The sequence below is a fragment of the Thermodesulfobacteriota bacterium genome, from assembly GCA_030583865.1.
Taxonomy (GTDB): Bacteria; Desulfobacterota; GWC2-55-46; order GWC2-55-46; family GWC2-55-46; genus UBA5799.
This window is the reverse complement of record CP129479.1, coordinates 2,151,003-2,170,228: the sequence shown is the minus strand read 5'-3', so window position 1 is coordinate 2,170,228 and position 19,226 is coordinate 2,151,003. Positions and strand designations below refer to the sequence as shown.

Sequence of the window (19,226 nt, the reverse complement as noted above, 5' to 3'; positions counted from 1 at the left end):
GGTGGTTTGATGGAAGTCTCGCTGGAGAAAAAGAGGAACATATCCGTCATCGCGCACGGCGGCGCGGGCAAGACCTCCCTCGCTGAGGCGATGCTCTTCAACGCCGGGGCGATCGACAGGCTCGGCAAGGTGGACGACGGCACTTCGCACCTCGACTTCGAGCCCGAGGAGCAGAAGCGGAAGATTACCATTTCCGCGGCCATACACCACTACGATTGGGACGGCTGCCGGGTGAACGTGATAGACACCCCGGGGTATTCGAACTTCCTCACCGAGACCAGGGACTCGCTCAGGGTGGTCGGCGGGGCCGTGGTCATCCTCAGCGCCATATCCGGCGTGAAAGTCCAGACAGAAAAGATTTGGGAGTTCGCTGACGAGTTCGAGGTCTCCCGCATAGCCTTCGTCAACAAGATGGACCGCGAGAGGGCGGGCTATCTAAGGGCCGTGGACGACATGGAGAAGGTCCTCAAGGTCAAGGGCGTGCCCATGCAGATACCCATAGGCGAGGGGCACGGCTTCAGGGGGCTCGTGGACCTCGTCTCCATGAAGGCCTATATATACAAGGACGACGGCTCCGGAGGATTCGAAACCGGCGTAGTCCCGAAAGAGCTCGAATCCGAGGCCGCGGCAATGAGGGAGAACATGATAGCCGCGGTGGCCGAATCGGACGAGGCGCTTACGGAGAAATACCTTAACGGCGACGAGATATCGAAAGAGGAGCTCATGAAGGCCCTGAGGGAAGGGGTCCTCACAAGGAGGTTCATCCCTGTCTACCTGGGCTCCGCGCTCAAGAACATGGGCGTGAATCTGTTGATGGACGCGGTGAACGGGAACCTGCCTTCTCCGCTCGACAAGGGCGCCATCCGTGGGCATATAAGGGGCGTTGACCCGAGGACCGGGGAGGAGATAGAGCGGGAGCCCAGGGTCGAGGAGCCCTTTTCGGCTTTCGTCTTCAAGTCGCTCATCGACCCCTACACCGGAAAGCTCTCCATATTCAGGGTCTTCTCCGGGGCCCTGCACGCCGACTCTACGGTCCTCAACCCCACGAGGGACATAAAAGAGAAGATAAGCCACCTTTACCTGATGGAGGGGAAGAAACTGAAAGAGGTAGGGAGGGTAGAGGCCGGGGACATAGCGGCCGTCTCGAAATTGAAGGACACTCACATAGGCGACACGCTATCGGACATCGCCGGGCCCGTGAGCTTCCCGCAGTTTCCGCCTATCGTGTCATCGCTCTCCTATGCCATACACCCGAAGACCAAGGCGGACGAGGACAAGGCCCCGCTCGCCATAGCCAAGCTCATGGAGGAGGACCCGAGCCTGGATTTCAGGATGGAAGAGGAGACGCACGAATTTCTCCTCTCCGGCGTGGGGCAGGTGCACATCGAAGTATCGGTCGAGAAGCTTAAAAGGAAGTTCGGCTGCGAGGTGGAGCTCAAGACCCCGATGGTGCCCTACAAGGAGACCATAAGGTCCCATGTGAAGGTGCAGGGGAAATACAAAAAGCAGTCGGGCGGCAGGGGGCAGTACGGGGATACGTGGCTCGACATAAGCCCGCTCCCCAGGGGCAAGGGATTCGAGTTCGTGGACCAGATAACCGGGGGCGCCATACCGAGGCAGTACATACCCGCCGTAGAAAAAGGCGTAATCGAGGCCATGAGGCACGGGGTGCTTGCCGGGTTCCCGGTCGTGGACGTCAGGGTAGCCCTCTATGACGGCACTTACCACACGGTAGATTCGTCCGAGATGGCCTTCAAGATAGCGGGGTCAATGGGCTTCAAGAAGGGGCTTGAGGAGGCAAACCCGGTCATCCTCGAACCGGTCATGAGGATGGAGATAGGCGTACCGGAAGAGAAGCTCGGGGACGTTATCGGAGACATAAACTCGCGGCGCGGGAAGATACTGGGCGCCGAGCCCAAGGCAGGCAGCCAGACCATAAGGGCCCTCGTGCCCATGGCGGAGGTCATTACATACGCGACTGATCTCCGAGGAATGACGGGCGACAGGGGCATATTCACGATGGAGTTCTCGCATTACGAGGAGGTGCCGACGCACCTCCGCCAGAAGATAATAGCCGCGCACAGGCCGGAGAAGGAAAAGGCGGAGTGAAGGGATGAAGGTCCGGCAGGAGCTTCTCAGGTTTTTCAAGGCGCCGCCCGAGGGTCGGCTCGCGCTGGCAAAAAGGGCCGGGGACGAGGCGCTCCCTCCCTCAGACGAGGTGACGGTCCTCTTTGTCCTGGGCTTTGACAAGGACCCGGCAGTGTCGGGCGCGGCAAAAAAGAGCCTCGGCGAGTATCCACTTGAGGGTCTGATAAAGGCGCTTGAAGAGAAGCTCGACCCGCTTGTCATAAAAAAGGCGCTCGAGCTCAGGGACGACGACTCGCTCCGGATAATGGCCGCTCTTAACCCGGGCACCGATGACGAGACGCTGAAGTCACTTGCCGAGACCGGGCCTGAGGAGGTCGTGGCCGCTATTTCAGAGGACGGCGCTTTGCTTTCAAGAAAGCCCTTTCTCGTCGAGGCGCTCAGAAAGAACCCCCTCATGACGCTTTCCATGTCCGGCCTCCTTGAAGAGCGGTTGCTTAACCCCGGGACGGCGAAACCGGGCGAGGCAGGCCCCCTCCCCTCCGAGCAGATAGAGAAAGACCTCCTTGACGAAAAGAGGGCCAAGGCGGACGAGCAGAACATCTACAAGGCCGTATCCAGCATGACAATGGGCCAGAAGCTTAAGCTCGCGCTTTGCGGGAACAAGGCCGCGAGGGAGCTCCTTGTAAAAGACCCGAACAAGATAATCGCGGTGGCGGTGCTCAAAAACCCGAGGGTCACCGAGGAGGAGGTCCAGAAGGTTACGGCTTCAAAAGGGACGAGCGACGACCTGCTGCGCCAGATATCCCGGAATAAGGAATGGATGAAGAGCCATACGATAAGGACCGGGATGCTGTCAAACCCAAAGACGCCGCTCGCCATTTCACTTAAGCTCCTCGATACGGTGTTCGAAAAGGACCTGCAGACGATAGCCAAAAGCAAGAACGTATCCTCGGCCCTCGCGTCCGCCGCGAGGAGAAGGCTCGAGGCCAAGGCGGGCAGGGGCTGATGCCGCTCGGCGTCCATGTCTCGATCGCCGGAGGGGTCTCGAAGTCGATAGAGAGGGCCAGGCGGCTCGGGTGCGACGCCATGCAGATATTCGGCAGGAACCCGAGGAGCTGGATATACACGCCGCTCCCCGAAGCCGAGGCCCGGCTCTTCAGGGCCCTGAGGAAGGAGGCCGGCCTTTTCCCGGTGGTCGTCCATACGAACTACCTCATAAACCTCACCGCGCCGGACGACGCCATCTTCCACAAGTCGATCGACATGTTCAAAAAGGAGCTGGGAATAGCCGAGGCCATAGGCGCGGACTACCTGGTCACGCACCTCGGAAGCCCGCAGGACATGGGCCCCGCTTTCGCGCTGAAGAGGGTTTCCCTTGCCCTCATGGAGGTGGCGGGCAGCGGCCTCGGCAGGACCACGCGCGTCCTCCTTGAGAACACATCGGGATCAGGGTCGGGCTTCGGGAGCAGGCTCGACGACATCGGGCGGATAATAAGGGGCGCCAAGGAAAACGGGCTCGATGCGGGCCTCTGCTTCGACACATGCCATGCGTTCGCAGCAGGCTATTCCTACTCGACAGCGAAAGAGGCCGATTCACTCGCAAAGAGGATAGAAGCGGAGGCCGGACGCGGGAGCCTCAGGGTCATACACCTTAACGACTCGCGCGGCGGACTTGGCTCGAAGCTCGACCGGCACGCCGATATCGGCAAGGGCGCGATAGGGAGCGAATCGTTCAGGCACTTCCTCAACCACCCGAAGATAAAGAAGGTGCCCATGATACTCGAGACCCCGAAGGACTCGGACGAGGACGACTTGAGGAACCTCGCAGAGGTCAGGCGGATACTCGGGGCATAGATAGATTGCCTTGAATTATACCCCTTATCTGGTTTAGGATTATTCTTATACGCTCAGAAGGAGGCTTTCACGCGATGTACGATCTTGTCATAATCGGGGGCGGGCCTGCCGGGCTCACGGCCGGCATATACGCGCAAAGGGCGAGGCTCAAGACGGTGCTTATTGAGAAGCAGATGGTGGGCGGCCAGATAGCCGTGAGCGACGTTATCGAGAACTATCCCGGTTTCCCGTCCATAAGCGGCGCAGGGCTCATGGAGAAGTTCGAGGAGCACGCGCGCGGCCTCGGCCTCGAGATACGGCTCGCGGGCGTAAATGACATCGCGCTCGAAGGCGGCGTAAAGGTATTAAAGACCACCGAGGGCGAAATAAGGGCCAAGGCCGTTATAATAGCGACAGGCGCCAGACCTAAGAGGCTCGGCGTGCCCGGAGAGAAAGAGCTTACCGGAAAGGGCGTCTCCTACTGCGCCACCTGCGACGGCCCGTTCTTCAGGAACCTCAAGGTCCTGGTCGTGGGCGGGGGCGACACCGCCGTAAAGGAGGCAGTCTACCTTTCGAGGATAGCGGCCAAGGTATACATCTCCCACAGGAGGGACAGGTTCAGGGCCGAGAAGATGCACCAGGAGAAACTCGAGAGCACGCCCAATATAGAGATATTGAAGAGCCACATACTCACGCACATAAAAGAAGAAGCCGGGCTCGTCAAGAGCGCCATCCTTGACGACATCAGAACAGGAGAGAAGAAGTCCATAGACGTCGAGGGGGTCTTCATATTCGTGGGCATAAACCCAACGACCGACTTCGTGGACGTTGACAAGGACGATAACGGCTTTATAAAGACGGATGCAAGGCTGCAGACGAGCATGCCGGGCGTATTCGCGGCAGGCGACTGCCGGACAACCCCTTTACTACAGGTGGCGACAGCGGTCGGCGACGGGGCCATAGCCGCGGCATCCGCCATAGACTATATCGAACAATTCGAAACGGAGGCAAGGGCATAGCAGGCTGCTGAAAGACTCTGGGGGAAACCTTTCTACAGAAAGTTTCCCCCAAAAAGCCTCTCGCCAACCTGTTAAGCGTCCTTGATTTCTCGATGTCCGACCATACGATAAAGTGTCCCAACTGCCATATCGAGTTCCAGCTCACCGAAGCGCTTTCGGACCGCATCAAGGAGGGGCTCAGGGCCGAGTACGAGGAGAAGGCCGTCCGGAAGGAATTGGAGGTCCGGAAGAGGGAAGAGGAGCTCAGGAAAAAGCTTTCGGAGCTGGATGAGGCGAGGAAAGCGGTCGAGGATACTGTCGCGTCGAGGCTATCCGCCGAGAAGGCGAAGCTTGTCGAAGAGGCGCGGAAAAAGGCCCTTGAGAGGTTCGAGACCGAGCTCAGGGACATGAAGGAGGAGCAGGCCAGGAAGGACGAGCTCCTTGAAGACGCCCGGAAAAGGGAGCTTGAGCTGAGGAAAAAGGCAAGGGAGCTCGAGGAGGCGAAGAAGGCGCTCGATATCGAGGTGGCCAGGAAGATCGACTCCGAGAGGGATAAGATACGCCAGTCGGCCCTCGAGATCTTCTCCGAGGAGCACAGGCTCAGGGACCTTGAGAAGGACAAGAAGATAAGCGATATGCTCAAGACCATAGAGGAGCTTAAGCGTAAGGGCGAGCAGGGCTCCATGCAGGCCCAGGGCGAGGTCCTGGAGCTCGACCTCGAAGCTCTTTTGAAGTCGATGTTCCCGGTGGACATCATCGAGCCGGTGCCCAAGGGCGTGCGGGGCGCGGACATAATCCAGAAGGTCTACACGCGGACCGGACAGCACTGCGGCTCCATCGTGTGGGAGTCCAAGAGGACCAAGGCGTGGAACGACGAGTGGCTGGCAAAGCTCAAGGACGACCAGAGGGACATAAAGGCCGAGGTCGCGGTGCTCGTGACCGAGGCCCTTCCAAAGGGTGTCTCGTCCTTCGCCCAGATGGACGGCGTGTGGGTGTCGGTCGTCGGCCTTGCGGGCTGCCTTGCTGAAGTGCTCCGGGCCGGGCTCATCCAGCTGTCGCTTGCGAGGCTTTCGTCGGTCGGAAAGAACGAGAAGATGGAGGCCATATACGACTATCTTTCCGGCCAGGGCTTCAGGCAGAGGGTCGAGGGGATAGTGGAGTCCTTCAAGGAGCTCAAGGAGGAGCTCGAGGCCGAGAAGAGGGCCATGACCAAGCTGTGGGCGCGCAGGGAAAAACAGCTCGAGAGGGCCGTCGCCAACACGGCAGGCATGTACGGCGACATGCAGGGCATAATAGGCTCTACTTTGCCTGAGCTTAAGTCCCTGGAGCTCGGCTCCGGGGAAGAGGAGTAAGGCAGGAACGCAAATGGCCCGGGAAGCCGGGCCGGGAGAAGTGATGATATGCATACGGTAGTGCTCGTGATCATAATAGCGGTCTCGCTCGGGATAATGCCCGCTTTCATAGCCATGCAGAAGGGCCGGAGCTTCCTTAAATGGTGGGTCTACGGCACGCTGGCGTTCATTATCGCCATGCCGCACGCCCTATTTCTGGACAGGGGCCTGAGGTTCGTGGGCGGAGGCACAAGGACCTGCGGCTTCTGCAGGATGAAGGTGAACATATCCGCCGCGCACTGCCCCAGGTGCGGACACGAGTTTATAGAATTCTGAGATGGACGGGAGAGCGGGCGCGATACGCGGAAAAAGCGTGCTGACGGGCTGGAGGGCGGCCCTTCATCAGATAATATACGAGGCCGACACTCCGGCCGGCAGGCTTTTCGACAAGGCACTCATAGCCGCCATACTCCTTAGCGTCCTTGTAGTCATGCTCGACAGCGTGTCCTGGATTTCCGAGGAATACGGGACCGCGCTATATGTGGCCGAGTGGTTCTTCACCGTCCTGTTTACGATAGAATACGCCTTGAGGCTCATCTGCGTCGCAAGGCCCCTAAAGTACGCTACAAGCACCTTAGGCATAATAGACCTCCTTGCCGTAATCCCTACCTATATCGACCTCCTCCTGCCGGGCGGCCGCTACCTGATGGCGGTCCGGGTGCTCAGGGTGCTACGCATATTCCGCACCTTCAAGCTCTTCGAGTACATGGACGAGGGCGCTTACATCATAAGGGCGCTCAAGGCCAGCAGGAAAAAAATATCCGTTTTCCTTTTCGCTGTCATGAACCTCGTCGTCGTCCTCGGCTCGCTCATGTACCTCGTGGAGGGCGAGGAGAACGGCTTTACCAGCATCCCCATGAGCGTATACTGGTGCGTGGTGACGCTCACGACTGTGGGTTACGGCGACATCGCGCCCAATACCGCGCTCGGCATGGGGCTTGCCACGGCGGTCATGATAATCGGGTACGGGATAATCGCCATCCCCACCGGCATAGTGACGGTCGAGATGGTGCAGCAGGCGGCGTCCTCGAGGAAATCGACCCAGGCCTGCCCATCGTGCGTCGCTGAAGGCCATGACACGGACGCGGTCTTCTGCAAATGCTGCGGCTCGAAACTCAACTAACAGAATGCTGAAAAATCCTTTCTGGACTTTCGACCACGGCCTGGCCGGATGAATCCGTCCAAGCCTCATAAATTGCCAGACTTTGGATAGTCTTCGGAATTCGGCAATCCATCCTTGATCGCTTGGCAGGGTGTTTCAACGCCCTGCTATTCCGCTTTTTCACGCCAACCTCCCGCTTTTCGCAGATTGCGGGCCATCTACACTCAATAGGGGTTATACTTTAATATGGACGATAAGCGGCCCTCCAGCCATGTAGGGCAGGTCTTGCCGGCTTGAATGAAACCGGGGGAAAGGAGTAATGCCATGCCAAGGACAACGGTCGACACTTACGAAGATACCGTGGTCGCAGGCAAAAAGATAGCCGCAACCGTATATGTCCTGCAGGCCATCGGCCTTTTCATAGGCATAACGTACATAATCGCGGTCATAATCAATTACGTCAAGGCATCCGACGTAAGAGGCACGTGGATAGAGTCGCACTTCAGGTGGCAGATAAGGACCTTCTGGTTCAGCATACTGTGGGCCGTCATAGGCGCCCTGACCTATCTCCTCGTAATAGGGTATTTCATACTCCTGGCCGTGGCCGTATGGGTCATCTACAGGATAGTGAAAGGGGCCTTCTACCTCAAGAACAACCGGGCCATGTACGGGTTGGAGATATAGGAAGCCCTCAGGAGGTTAGCGTATGAAGGCCATAGCGTATTCTCCAGGCAGAAGGGAGCTTGGGATTGTCGAGCGGCCCGAACCGGCCATAAGGGCCGGTGACCAGGTCAAGCTGATGGTCTCGAGGGTGGGCGTCTGCGGCACCGACCGCGAGCGCATAGCCGAGGGCAAGGCTCCGCCGCCCGAGGGCTTCGACGACCTGGTCATCGGGCACGAGAGCTTCGGAAGAGTGGTGGAGGCAGGGAAGGAGGTCGACGCGGTCAGCCCCGGCGACTACGCCGTCTTTACCATAAGGCGGGGCTGCGACGAGTGCGCCCCATGCCGCATGGGCCGCCCGGACATGTGCAGGACGGGGAAATACAGGGACAGGGGCCTTTCCGGGATCGACGGGTTCAATTCCGAGTACGTCGTTGACAGCCAGAGGCACGTAATACACGTCCCTGAAGAGCTTGCTCCGGCAGGCGTCCTCCTGGAGCCAATGTCGGTCGTCGAAAAGGCCCTTGATGAAGTTGTGAAGTTCCAGTCAGCGAGGCTGCCTGAAGCAAATATAGGGAGCGACTGGTTCCGTGGGAAAAGGGCGCTCGTAGCAGGTACAGGGACGATAGGCCTCCTTGCCTGCCTGGCCCTTAGGCTCCGGGGAGCTTCGGTTTACGGCGTGGACATCCTGGACGGGGATTCTCCGAGGCCCCGCTGGCTTTCAGGAATACAGGGGACCTACATAGACGGCAGAAATGTCAAGCCCGAGAAGGTAGACGAGGAACTGGGGCCAATGGACCTGGTATTCGAGTCCGCTGGCGTGCCGGGGCTCATGTTCAACCTGATAGACGCCCTGGCGAGGAACGCCGTTTATGTCGTGGCGGGCATCCCATCCGAGGCGGTCCACGAGAGGACAATCCGCATACCGGGCGCCCGGTTGATGGACCAGCTCGTAAGGAAAAACCAGCTCGTCTTCGGGACCGTAAGCTCCGCTGAGGGGCACTTCAGGATGGCCCTCGACGACTTCGCAATGGCCGAGTACAGTTGGCGGGGGCATACGGCGAAGATGATAAACCGGGAGCTCGACTTCACGGAATACAGGGAGGCCATGACCACGCATCCCGAGGAAGAGATAAAGGCCGTCCTGAAATGGGCGGCTTAGGGGTTTTATTAGCAAGCTGCCGAAAGATTCTTGAGAGGACCTTTTTATAAAAGGTTCTAGAGCCGTTGGATGCTTAAGAGGCTCATAGGGCTTATAGCCTCATAGATCACATTTTCATCCATCGGACCCTAACACTCTCTCCAAAAATTTTCAGTTCTTCCTGAGAAAACCCCCAATAGGGGGTTTTCTCAGGAACTAAAAGTCTTTGAAAGGGCTTGGGGGAAACTTTCTACAGAAAGTTACCCCCAAAGGATTTCCGGCAACCTGATTATATCTCCGCTGTAAGCCCGTCGTAAGCGAATTCGACTCCCGGGGGCAGGGTCTTGCCGTCCCTTCCATAGAGGACGTTGTGGCTGAGGTGGGTGAAGATGGTCCTGGGAGCGCCTATTTTCCCCGCGGCCTCCAGCGCCTGGGATATGGTGAAGTGAGTGGGGTGCGGCTTATGCCTCAATGCGCCGAGGACAAGGATTTCAGCGCCGCGGAGCGCCTCGAAAGAGCCTTCGGGTATCTCGCTGCAGTCGGTCACGTAAGCGAGCTGCCCGACCCTCCAGCCGAATATCGTCGCCTGTCCGTGCATGACCGGCACGGGCGCGACATTCTCGCCGAATAGCTCGAAAGGCCCCTCGACCGCCTGTATCGAGAGGTTCGGCTTCCAGCCGTCCCTGCCGTCGTCTTTGAATATGTACTCGAAAGTGGATTTTATGCGGCTTACGGTCCTTTGGCTCCCGTAGCATGGGATGGCGGCGTTATCGTTGGAGAGGTTGAAGGCCCGTAGGTCGTCTATGCCGTGGATGTGGTCGGCGTGCGGGTGCGTATAGAGTACCGCGTCTATCCTTTCGACCCCGTTCGCGAGGGCCTGCGCCCTTAAGTCGGTCGAGGTATCTATGAGGATGTTCCTGCCGTTTGTCCGTATGAGGAGGGAAGACCTGGTGCGCTTATCGAGCGGGTTCGGGGAGGAGCAGACCTCGCAGTGGCAGCCTATGACCGGCACGCCGGTGGACGTGCCGCAGCCGAGTATAACGATATTCATCCAGCCGGCTTCTCTTTGGGGCTTTACTTTTTTAACTCGCCTACGATAGTGAGCTTCTCGAAGACGTCCTCGCCGTGGGGGGCGTCGGCAATGAAATCCGTAAGGTCCTCCCCTGAGTAATGCTCGAAATGCATGCCGTCGATAAAGAGCGGGTTTCCGGTCACGTCATAGACCTTGCCGTTGTACGCTATGTAGACGGGCCTGGAGGGGTCGCTGCCGTCGAACTGCTTGAGCTCTTTTTCATCGAATATCTTCATGATCATGCAATATAAAATGGCGCGGGTATGAAAGTCAATACAAATACCGCCGTGGTTGCGGCTGTTATGAGCATCCTTCTGCCGTCCATGGGCTCGTGCTGGTCTTCTACCGGCGGGTGGAAGGTGCCGATTACCGCTATCAGGGCGGCCCATATGAACCAGCCTGGCCAGGCCGCGAACCCGAGAATTACGAGGACGGCGAGCATGCCGAAAGAAAAGGCCCTGTGCATCGGGCCGAGGAGCGCGTAGACGAGGTGGCCGCCGTCGAGCTGGCCTATGGGCAGGAGGTTCATGGCCGTGACGAACATGCCTATCCACCCGGCGAAGGCCACCGGGCTCAAGAGCACGTCGTGCGTATCCGGGAGAGGGCCCATGACCAGATACGAAAGGGCCTGGAATATTATCGACGAGCCGAGGCCGAGCGAGCCCGCGACCGCGCCCTTTGGCACTATCATCGACTCCCCGAGCCCCCAGATGGTCACGAATATCGCTATGACGAACCCCGCGAGCGGCCCTGCCGCCCCGATATCGACGAGCGCGGCCTTCGTGGTTATGGGGGACTTTATCTTGATGAGCGCCCCGAAGGTGCCTATCATGGGCGGGAACGGGGGCGCGGGTATGAACGTCGGCAGGGTCGTAAGCACGCCGTGCCTCCTGGAAGCGATGAAATGTCCGAGCTCATGCGTCCCGAGTATAAGGAGGAGCGAGGCGGAGAATGGGATGCCCTGCGTAAGCCCATAAGGGTTTGAAAATATGTCCACCCCCTGCTGCATGGCCCCGGATGCGACGGTAGTTGCTACCGTTAGCATGAAGAGGGCCAGAGGCAGGAGCACCCGGGGCCTTTCAGGCCCGTATGCGATTGTGTATCCGTTGTCGCCGTTCATTTAACCCGCCCGGGTGTTCTGCTTTTCGACGTACTCGTGATAGAACTCGACCATGGCCTGCCCGATGGAGATTATCAGCGGACCGGCGATTATGCCGATGAGCCCGAACGCGTTCATTGCCCCGAGTATGCTGAAGAAGAGGAGGAGCGGGTGGAGGTTGGTCCTGCCGCTCACGAGATACGGCCTCATGAAATTATCAACAAGGCCTATTACGAATATGCCCCAGACCGAAAGCCCGACGGCGCCGATGTAGTCGCCGTTCACCGCAAGGTAAACGGCGACAGGCGCCCATACGAGCGAAGCCCCGATGTTCGGGATGAACGTGGTGAGGAACATGACGAAAGTCAGGACCAGTACAGCCTCTATGCCCAGATACCACAGGGCTATGCCGCCCAGTATGGCCTGCACCACGCCAACGAGCACGCCTCCGTAAATGGTCGCGTATATGACCCCCCTGTTCTTCCGTATTATCTCCTCCTTGTGCTCCGGGGAGACCGGCACGAGGTCCTTTACGACCCTGAAGAGCTTGTCTCCGTCCTTGAAAAGGAAATACATGGTGAAAAACGCGAGAAAGAGGTTTATTACGAGGCTTGCGAAGCCTTTGAAGAAGCCGGTTATACCCTGGCCGGCGAAGCCTGCGGCCTCCCTTATTACCGTGGCGGCCATGCCCCTTATGTCAAGCGCCCCCAGGTCTACATAGCCGCCGAGGTATTTTTCGGCCCACGTGAAGAAAAAGCCAGGTGTGGCGGCGCGTGCCGATATGTCCTTGATATAGTTCTCGGCCCACGCATACAGGTTAAGCAGCTCGGCGGCAAGCGCCGACCCCAGGATGGCCATGGGCACTATCAGGAAAAGGGCTATGCTGGCGCACGCGATAATGGAGGCAAGCGACTTCCGCCCTCGAAACCGCCTTGTGAGCCAAATATAATAGGGATAGAAAAGGATTACGAAGATTATGGCCCAGAAAACCGGTATAAGGAACGGCACCATGACCAGGTACATCAGGTAGCCGATTATGACTGAAATTACAAGGGTGAGAAGGTATTCCCATTTCATGGCTAAGTAGGCGAAGGAGAATCTTTTTGATTTCCCCGCACCTTCTCAGTATAATTATATTTCGCGGAAATACAAGGATTTATCGTGTTCGCGAGAACTCCCTGTAAAGGCTTGAAATCCCGGCATATCAACTTGACCCAATAATCCCAACATGGAGTTTGCAAAGTGGCTATAAAGGCAGTGGCGCTTCTTTCAGGCGGCCTGGACTCGACGCTCGCTGTAAAGCTCATGCTCGACCAGGGCATAGAGGTATACGCGCTCAACTTCACTTCAGGTTTCTGCACCTGCAACCACGGCGGCAGTGGAGGGGGCGGCTGCAAGAGCGAGGCAAGGAGGGTCGCCGAGGAGTTCGGCATCCCCATCAAGGTGCTCGCCAAGGGCATGGACTATATCGAGATCGTCCGCAACCCCAGGCACGGCTACGGCAAGGGCATGAACCCCTGCGTCGACTGCAGGGTCTACATGTTCAGGCGCGCGGGGGAGTACATGCGCGAGATTGGGGCGTCTTTCATCATAACCGGAGAGGTGCTCGGCCAGCGTCCCATGAGCCAGAGGAAGGACGCCATGAGGGTGATCGAGAGGGAGAGCGGGCTCGAAGGGCTTATCCTCCGGCCCTTGAGCGCCAAGCAGCTCGAGCCCACGATACCCGAAAAAGAGGGGCTGGTCGACAGGGAAAGGCTCCTCGACGTCCTCGGCAGGTCGAGGCGTAAGCAGATAGACCTTGCCGAGGACCTCGATATAAACGATTACCCGTGCCCTTCCGGAGGCTGCCTCCTTACGGACAAGATCTTCTCGAAGAAGGTGAGGGACCTCCTCCGGAACAAGTCGGACGTCACCAAGAGGGACCTGGAGCTCCTTAAAACCGGCAGGCACTTCAGGTACAAGAAATCAAAGGTAATAATCGGAAGGAACGAGGCCGACAATACGAGGCTCCGCCACATGCTCCAGGAAGGGGACACCCTCATAGAGCCGGGCGGGTTCCCGGGCCCGGTCGCGGTCCTATCCGGCGAGGGCGGGGAAGACGCGCTCCGGTTCGCGGGTAGCCTTATCCTCAAATACGCCCTCGACAAGGCAGGAGGGCTGAGAGGCCTCAAGGCCACGCGCGGCGACTGGTCGATGGAATTCGAGGTGGAGGGCCCGGCCCCCGAGCCGGTTATCGAGGAGACGAGGGTATGCTGAGCGGCCCGGCTTCCGGCGAGCCGTCGGGAGGCGCTGAGAGGGAGCCGGCTCTCCTCAAGCTCGCGAAGCTCAAGGGCATACTCCTCGGCATGGATTCCGTGCTCGTTGCATTCTCAGGCGGGGTCGATTCGACCTTCCTTTTGAAGGCGGCCGTGGATACGCTCGGCGAGAAGGCCGCCGCCATTACCGCGGTGTCCCCCACCTATCCCGAAAGCGAGCTTAAGGAGGCATGCTCGCTCGCCGGTCTTATCGGGGCAAGGCACGTCATAGTGGACTCAAACGAGCTCGAGATACCGAACTTCGCCGAGAACGACGAAAAAAGGTGTTATTACTGCAAGAGCGAGCTTTTCGCCATAAGCCGGGAAAGGGCCGGGTCGCTGGGCTTTAAAAACGTAGCCGACGGATCGAACGCCGACGACGCCCTCGATTACAGGCCCGGGAGGACCGCCGCTTCCGAGCTCGGCGTGAGGAGCCCTCTTCATGAAGCCGGGCTGACAAAGGCTGAAATAAGGCTTTTGAGTAAAGATCTCGGCCTCCCGACCTGGGACAAGCCTAGCCAGGCCTGCCTTTCGTCCCGCTTCCCGTACGGGACCAGGATAACCGTGGAGCGCATTGAAAAGGTCGCCCTCGGCGAGGAGCTCTTGAGGTCTCTCGGTTTCAGGCAGTTCAGGGTGCGCTACCACGGCGAGACCGTGAGAATAGAGGTGGAGGAAGGGGACCTCGGGCGTTTCCTCGACGACGCCCTGAGGAAGAAGGTCGTCCTCGGGCTTAAATCAGCGGGTTTCGATTATATCACGCTCGACCTGCAGGGCTACAGGACCGGAAGCATGAACGAGTCGCTTAAAAAGGCGTGATTCGTCAAACCACTTCAGCCGTCCTTTCCTTTCGCGCCTCATCGCGCCATTCCCTGAAATGGTGCTTCAAGAGGGCCTTGAAGAAGTCCCCTTCCGAGTTCACTATCTCGTAGACGGGCATGGGTGTCGCTTCCTCGAAGCCCTTGAAGATGACCTCTCCTATCTTGCAGAAGGCCTCGACCTTATCCGCCCCTTTCACCTGCTCGTGGCTGAACCAGAAGTCGAGAGGCTCGAACGGGAAGAAGAACTCATCCCTTATGGATTGGTGCAGGTCCTCCGGCCTGACCTGCTTTTTGAAGAACCATTTCGAGCCCTTTCCTTCCTTGATATAAGCCTCGAGCGCATTGAGGCTCAGCACTTCGCCCTTGTTGTAGATGTCGGCTGTCGGCGAGATGACCTTGAGGTTCGAGAACGGCTCGCCGGAGATTATGCGGTTTACGTCGTTCAGGAACTCGTTCGCCAGCACCTGCGCCATTGCCTTCGAGTTCGCGGCCATCCTCGAGTATACGAGCTTCTCGAAGGCGTTGTCGAGCTCGGGCGGGAGCTTGACCGAGCAGACCCTGTCTATGTAGGCGTTGAAGGGATACTTCAGCCCCTTGTGGCCGCGTTTAGCCCTCTCGTTTTCGAGCGAGCGCTCGAGCTTCGCCCTTACGAGCGGGTTCCTGAATGTGCCCCTGGAGGCCTCGTTTATCTTGCCGCCTATGGAGACGCTCACGGGGTCGGAAAAGCCCTGCCTGGTCTCGATTATGAGGGTCTCGGCCTTTGCGCCGTAGGCGATGTAGAGTCCTGCCTCGAGCTCGCCCTTTATGGCCGTCTCAAGTTCTTCCCTGTAGGTGGCCTCCAGCCTGTGCTCCTCCTCCCCGAGGGAGGCGAGCCTTTCCTCCACCCCTGCCTCGTTCCTCGCAAGCGCCGCGTTTATCTCGGCCCTTTTGCGCTTGAGGTCGTCTTTCCTCGCGGCGAACCTCCTGTGCACCTCATCAAGGAGCTCTTCCTCCCTTTTTGGCGGGAGCTTTTTAAGGAGCTCTTCCCTGTACTTCCGTATTATCTGCTGGATGTCCCTGGCCAGGGCCACGAGGTATGATACCCCGCCGGAAAATATCGCCGCGTCCCCAGGGAGGTTCGCAAGCCTTATGCCGCGCTCGTCGGCGGCGACCCCGCTTCCAGTCCCGTACCTGCTGGCCGCGTCCAGTATGGGCTTGTAGAAGTGCTCCCGCATGAAGTCCGCCATGGCTATTTCCCTGACCTTCAAGGTCCTCCTCGAGAAGTCCTTCATGTCTATGAAGAGCTGGCCTTCCTCTTCGAGGGCGAGCCCCTTGAGGACGGCCCTGTCGTCCACCGAAAAACGGTAAAGGCGTCCCCTCCCGTATTCCTCGACCAGGAGGCCCGGCTTGAGCTCCCCGCGCCTGTCAGCGAGGCAGTTCCTCATGGGCCCGGTGAAACTTTCAACGAGGTCGTCGAAGACGCAGGCGTAATAGCCTTCTATGACCCCGGCCGCGTCTTCCCCGGGCCTCTTCGGGCGCTTAAGGAGGCTTCCGAACCTCGATTTCCTGAAACCCTCGATAAACTTCTGGAAGGACAGCACCGTATCGTTCCTCTGCCGGTCGAGCGCATACCTTTTCCTTGTCTCCTCGAGCCCTGCCCAGAGGTCGGAGATCTGCTTCTGGTCCGAGAGGAAGCTCCTTATGAGCCTGTCCTCGTTGTATGTCTCAAAGAGGGCCGATTGCGCTTCCGAGGGCTGGTCGAATTCGGAAAGGAAGGCGAGCGATTCGCGCCGGAAGGCGTTTATGTACGACTGGGCGCGCACGGCCTCGCTTACTTCAGGGTCCTTGCCGGCGGCCTTAAGTGTGGCCTTGACCATGTCTTCGATCGAGAGGGCCTCGTCGAGACCGGCAGCAACCTTCGAGAGCGCTGCGAAAGTATCTTTGTTTATCCCGTAGGGGTTTATCGCGCTGGAGACGAGGGCGTCGGGTATGGAGAGAAATGACTTTGGGGCAAGGGCCGAGACGAGGAGGAGCCGGGTATCGTCGTTTAAATACGAGGCCTCCGATTCCCTGAGCCTTTCAAGAAAGGAGCTTAGCGCCCCGCTGAGCGTAAGAAACATCACGAGGCCCGTGGCGAGGTCGGCTTTTTCGTAAGGGATGCCTTTTATCCTGAGCCCTTTTGCCTTCTCCTTCTTTTTTCTTATCGTATTTATGAGGGCCAGGAGCGCGATATAGGAGGTCCTTTCCTCCCCTCCGGAGCGGGCTTCCTCTTTGAGCATCTTTTCAAAGTACCCGTAGACCCATTTTACGAACTTCCTGCCGTGGCCCTCAGAGCCCAGCCAGTTGGCGAGTATGGCGCTGTCTACGTACGGCACCCCGGCGAGCGCCAGGGAAGCGGTCTCTTTTTCGAGCGAGCCGGAGATGAAGAGGTCGGTCCTGAAGGTCTTGGGCTTGAGCTGGCCCGTAAGGAGGAGCATGGGGGCCGGGTCCGCGCCTTCCATCTTGGGGTCGTAACGCTTGCAGAGATTGGAGGCCAGCCCCAAGACGGCCTCTTCAACGCAGGCCTCGTCCTCGCCCCCCATGTGATACGGGAGCTTGAGTTCCGTTATGGTCTCGCCGTGCTTGAAGCGCAGTTCCCGGGGGTCTATCGTCCAGGGCCTGCCCCCGGTAAAGTCAACATTCCTTGAGGCGAGCCGGTTCAGAAGCTCAAGCCTCCTGCCGTTATAGCCGCTCATCTGCAATCCTTTAGGGGTCAGCTCCGGCCGGCCCTGGATGGCTTGCCAGTCCCGGCCCGGAAAGAATAAGCTTGTAACAAGGCCCCGCGAAAGGACCCTGCGCAACCTAAGCTTATCAGTACAAAGGACTTCAAATCAAGGGTTTAAGTCACACCTCCAGGGCGCTAGTGCGCCCGGTCACTGAAGAGATTCGATTCCATGGTTTACGATAAAAAAACAGGCCCTGCAGCTTCCAGGTCCGTTGAACCGGTATCTGCGGTAAGTTCCAGCCGCCTGGCGGGAACGCATTAAACCTGTTTTCCCCAGGCCGTTTTTGTGGTATAAGACCCGGGGAATCGTTCTTCTCATCAGCTGACAGGCAAGAGTCCAGCCCGGGCGAAAGCTATACGGGCCAAATCCAATCGAGGATTTAATGCAGATGAGCTCGATAAAAGAAAAGCTTAACAACATGTTCCTCAAGGTGGTGGCCGGGACCGTAACCAGGGAGGAAGGGGCGATGCTCCTCAACCACCTGGCGAAAGAGGACCCTTCCGGGACGGCTGAAGAGCTTTTAAGCCTTGTCGATGCGCCCCCCCAGGGTGTCTACCCAAAGACCATTCTGCACATGGTGGCGCTTGCAAGGAACAAGGCCTTTTACGAGATCATGGCCACAGGGCTCTTGAACAGGGACGAGGACGTCTCCATTCTGTCGGCCCAGGAGCTTGCCAGGATAAAGTCCTTCGAGGCCAGGAACCTCCTTACGGAAAATCTGAACCACGATACCCCCCATGTGAGGAAAGCCTCGGCCGTAGCGCTCATACAGGGTTTTCCCGAAGGGCTGGACATAGTCAAGCGCCACGTGATCGGGGACAGGGAGCCGGAACTCAGGTCCTCGTCGGCCCAGGCACTGGTTGAATCGGGCAGGAAGGGTGTGGAGGCTCTCCTAATGGTCCTCGGCTCCGGGAGCCCTGAGGGGCTGGATGTCGCGGCAGAGGCGCTGGCGGATTCCGCCGAGGAGTTGGGCGCGGGTGACGTGCAGAAGGTCTTTGAGGCGCTTACGAACGCCGGAGACAGGGAAGACCGCGCCTCGATAATAGGGCTGCTGAAGGTGGTCGCGTCGCTCAGGGACAAGGCAAGGGGCTTCGAGGGGTTCATACAGGCCTTCGCTGACTCCCCCTTCGAGCAGGTAAGGTCCGAGGCAACGAGCGCACTCCGGAAGATAAGGCCCTAACGGGCGCGGTACGCGCCTTTGAGAGATTCCCCCGCTTTCTCATGCGAAGGGTCCAGCCGCAGGGCGGTCTGGAACTCGGCCCTCGCCTCATCCGTCTTCCCGGATTTCATAAGGACGTCTCCAAGGGCGTAATGTGCCTCGGCTGAGCCCGGGTTGAGCCTTACGGTCTCCCTGAGGGCGGACTCCGCCTCCCCGTGCCTATCAATGGCAATCAGGGCGGCCCCGGCCCCCAAGCCAGCCACGAGGTTCCCAGGCTCGTAAGACAGGGCCTTCCCGTACGCTTCCAGAGCCTTTTCAAGCTCCCCCCTGTCCGCGTGGATCTTCCCGATATTGATATGCGAGCTCGTGTTGGCGGGCTTTATCTCGATGGCGAGCCTGTATTCCTCCATGGCCTCGTCCAGAAGTCCTTGCGTGTAATACGCGTATCCGAGGTTGTTGCGGGCCTGCGCTATCTGCGGGTCCAGCGACAGGGCAAGCCGGTATTTTTCGACGGCCTCGTCGGCCCAACCGCGAAGGTGGTATATGGCGCCTATGTTGAAGTGCGCCTTTGCAAGGCCGGGGCTTAGAGCGGCCGCCTTCATGTTCTCATCCAGCGCCTTGTCGAGCTGCCCCTGCCTTGCGAGCACTATCGCGTAGTTCAGGTGCGCCCTGGCCTTCATGGGCGACTTTTCCACGACGTCGCTCCACATCGCGAGCTGGTCCGACCACACCGCGTTTCTCGCGTGGGTGGCGAAGGAGAGGGCCACCGCCGCGGCGAGCAGGAGGCCCGACGCGAGCGATGCCGCTATCGCGCGTGTCCTGTCCAT

At 58.8% G+C, this 19,226-nt stretch carries 18 protein-coding genes; 12 read left to right on the top strand and 6 right to left on the bottom strand.

All coding sequences use genetic code 11. From position 1 onward, the window contains the following. The first annotated feature begins 9 nt into the window (after window positions 1-9). The 9 genes from fusA to QY316_10290 all read left to right on the top strand — a co-directional run bounded on the left by fusA (window position 10) and on the right by QY316_10290 (window position 9,234). Window positions 10-2,109 carry an elongation factor G gene (fusA, locus tag QY316_10330; protein ID WKZ32300.1) on the top strand — a complete coding sequence of 700 codons (2,100 nt, stop codon included), beginning with the start codon at window positions 10-12 and terminating at the stop codon, window positions 2,107-2,109. A 4-nt stretch (window positions 2,110-2,113) separates the two neighbouring features. Continuing rightward, window positions 2,114-3,094, top strand: a complete 981-nt coding sequence (locus tag QY316_10325) for a hypothetical protein (GenBank protein WKZ32299.1) — start codon at window positions 2,114-2,116, stop codon at window positions 3,092-3,094. Next, window positions 3,094-3,942, top strand: coding sequence for a deoxyribonuclease IV (locus tag QY316_10320; protein WKZ32298.1), 849 nt, complete (start codon window positions 3,094-3,096; stop codon window positions 3,940-3,942). Before QY316_10325 ends, QY316_10320 begins: the two co-directional genes overlap by 1 nt. Window positions 3,943-4,016: 74 nt before the next feature. Next, window positions 4,017-4,940 carry a thioredoxin-disulfide reductase gene (gene trxB, locus QY316_10315; protein ID WKZ32297.1) on the top strand — a complete coding sequence of 308 codons (924 nt, stop codon included), beginning with the start codon at window positions 4,017-4,019 and terminating at the stop codon, window positions 4,938-4,940. Between the two features lie 92 nt (window positions 4,941-5,032). Continuing rightward, on the top strand, window positions 5,033-6,271 hold the full coding sequence (locus QY316_10310; protein ID WKZ32296.1) for a DUF2130 domain-containing protein: 1,239 nt from the start codon (window positions 5,033-5,035) through the stop codon (window positions 6,269-6,271). 48 nt (window positions 6,272-6,319) lie between these two features. Further along, window positions 6,320-6,586 (top strand): zinc ribbon domain-containing protein, encoded by a 267-nt coding sequence (locus QY316_10305; GenBank protein WKZ32295.1) that lies wholly within the window; start codon window positions 6,320-6,322, stop codon window positions 6,584-6,586. A 1-nt stretch (window position 6,587) separates the two neighbouring features. Continuing rightward, window positions 6,588-7,433, top strand: a complete 846-nt coding sequence (locus tag QY316_10300; protein ID WKZ32294.1) for an ion transporter — start codon at window positions 6,588-6,590, stop codon at window positions 7,431-7,433. A 303-nt stretch (window positions 7,434-7,736) separates the two neighbouring features. Continuing rightward, window positions 7,737-8,096, top strand: coding sequence for a hypothetical protein (locus QY316_10295; GenBank protein WKZ32293.1), 360 nt, complete (start codon window positions 7,737-7,739; stop codon window positions 8,094-8,096). A 22-nt stretch (window positions 8,097-8,118) separates the two neighbouring features. Next, entirely contained in the window at window positions 8,119-9,234 is a 1,116-nt protein-coding gene (locus tag QY316_10290; GenBank protein ID WKZ32292.1) for a glucose 1-dehydrogenase, read from the top strand. A 268-nt stretch (window positions 9,235-9,502) separates the two neighbouring features. Here the strand turns inward: QY316_10290 and QY316_10285 are convergent, their stop codons facing one another. The 4 genes from QY316_10285 to QY316_10270 are packed head-to-tail and all read right to left on the bottom strand — an operon-like array spanning window position 9,503 to window position 12,461. Then, a complete protein-coding gene (locus QY316_10285; GenBank protein WKZ32291.1) occupies window positions 9,503-10,264 on the bottom strand; it encodes a GPMC system MBL fold metallohydrolase in 762 nt (253 codons plus the stop codon). 23 nt (window positions 10,265-10,287) lie between these two features. Further along, window positions 10,288-10,521 (bottom strand): cytochrome b5 domain-containing protein, encoded by a 234-nt coding sequence (locus tag QY316_10280; GenBank protein ID WKZ32290.1) that lies wholly within the window; start codon window positions 10,519-10,521, stop codon window positions 10,288-10,290. Window positions 10,522-10,523: 2 nt separating this feature from the next. Continuing rightward, window positions 10,524-11,405: a site-2 protease family protein gene (locus QY316_10275; protein WKZ32289.1), complete on the bottom strand. Its 882-nt coding sequence runs from the start codon at window positions 11,403-11,405 to the stop codon at window positions 10,524-10,526. After that, window positions 11,406-12,461: an AI-2E family transporter gene (locus tag QY316_10270; GenBank protein ID WKZ32288.1), complete on the bottom strand. Its 1,056-nt coding sequence runs from the start codon at window positions 12,459-12,461 to the stop codon at window positions 11,406-11,408. Window positions 12,462-12,626: 165 nt separating this feature from the next. Here QY316_10270 and QY316_10265 point away from each other — a divergent pair, with 165 nt between their 5' ends. Both QY316_10265 and larE read left to right on the top strand, forming a co-directional pair. Then, the gene (locus tag QY316_10265; GenBank protein ID WKZ32287.1) at window positions 12,627-13,640 is read left to right on the top strand and encodes a 7-cyano-7-deazaguanine synthase; all 1,014 of its coding nucleotides are present in this window, start codon (window positions 12,627-12,629) and stop codon (window positions 13,638-13,640) included. Continuing rightward, window positions 13,634-14,494, top strand: coding sequence for an ATP-dependent sacrificial sulfur transferase LarE (larE, locus tag QY316_10260; protein WKZ32286.1), 861 nt, complete (start codon window positions 13,634-13,636; stop codon window positions 14,492-14,494). The genes QY316_10265 and larE overlap by 7 nt, the downstream gene beginning before the upstream one ends. Window positions 14,495-14,498: 4 nt before the next feature. On the opposite strand, the gene QY316_10255 is transcribed toward larE, so the two are convergent. Then, window positions 14,499-17,210, bottom strand: a complete 2,712-nt coding sequence (locus QY316_10255; protein ID WKZ32285.1) for a hypothetical protein — start codon at window positions 17,208-17,210, stop codon at window positions 14,499-14,501. Window positions 17,211-17,628: 418 nt separating this feature from the next. Between QY316_10255 and QY316_10250 the strand changes: the two genes are divergently transcribed. Then, entirely contained in the window at window positions 17,629-18,420 is a 792-nt protein-coding gene (locus QY316_10250; GenBank protein ID WKZ32284.1) for a HEAT repeat domain-containing protein, read from the top strand. Here the strand turns inward: QY316_10250 and QY316_10245 are convergent. Continuing rightward, complete coding sequence (locus tag QY316_10245) at window positions 18,417-19,226, bottom strand: tetratricopeptide repeat protein (protein ID WKZ32283.1); 810 nt, start codon at window positions 19,224-19,226, stop codon at window positions 18,417-18,419. The two genes, QY316_10250 and QY316_10245, sit on opposite strands and share 4 nt — an antisense overlap.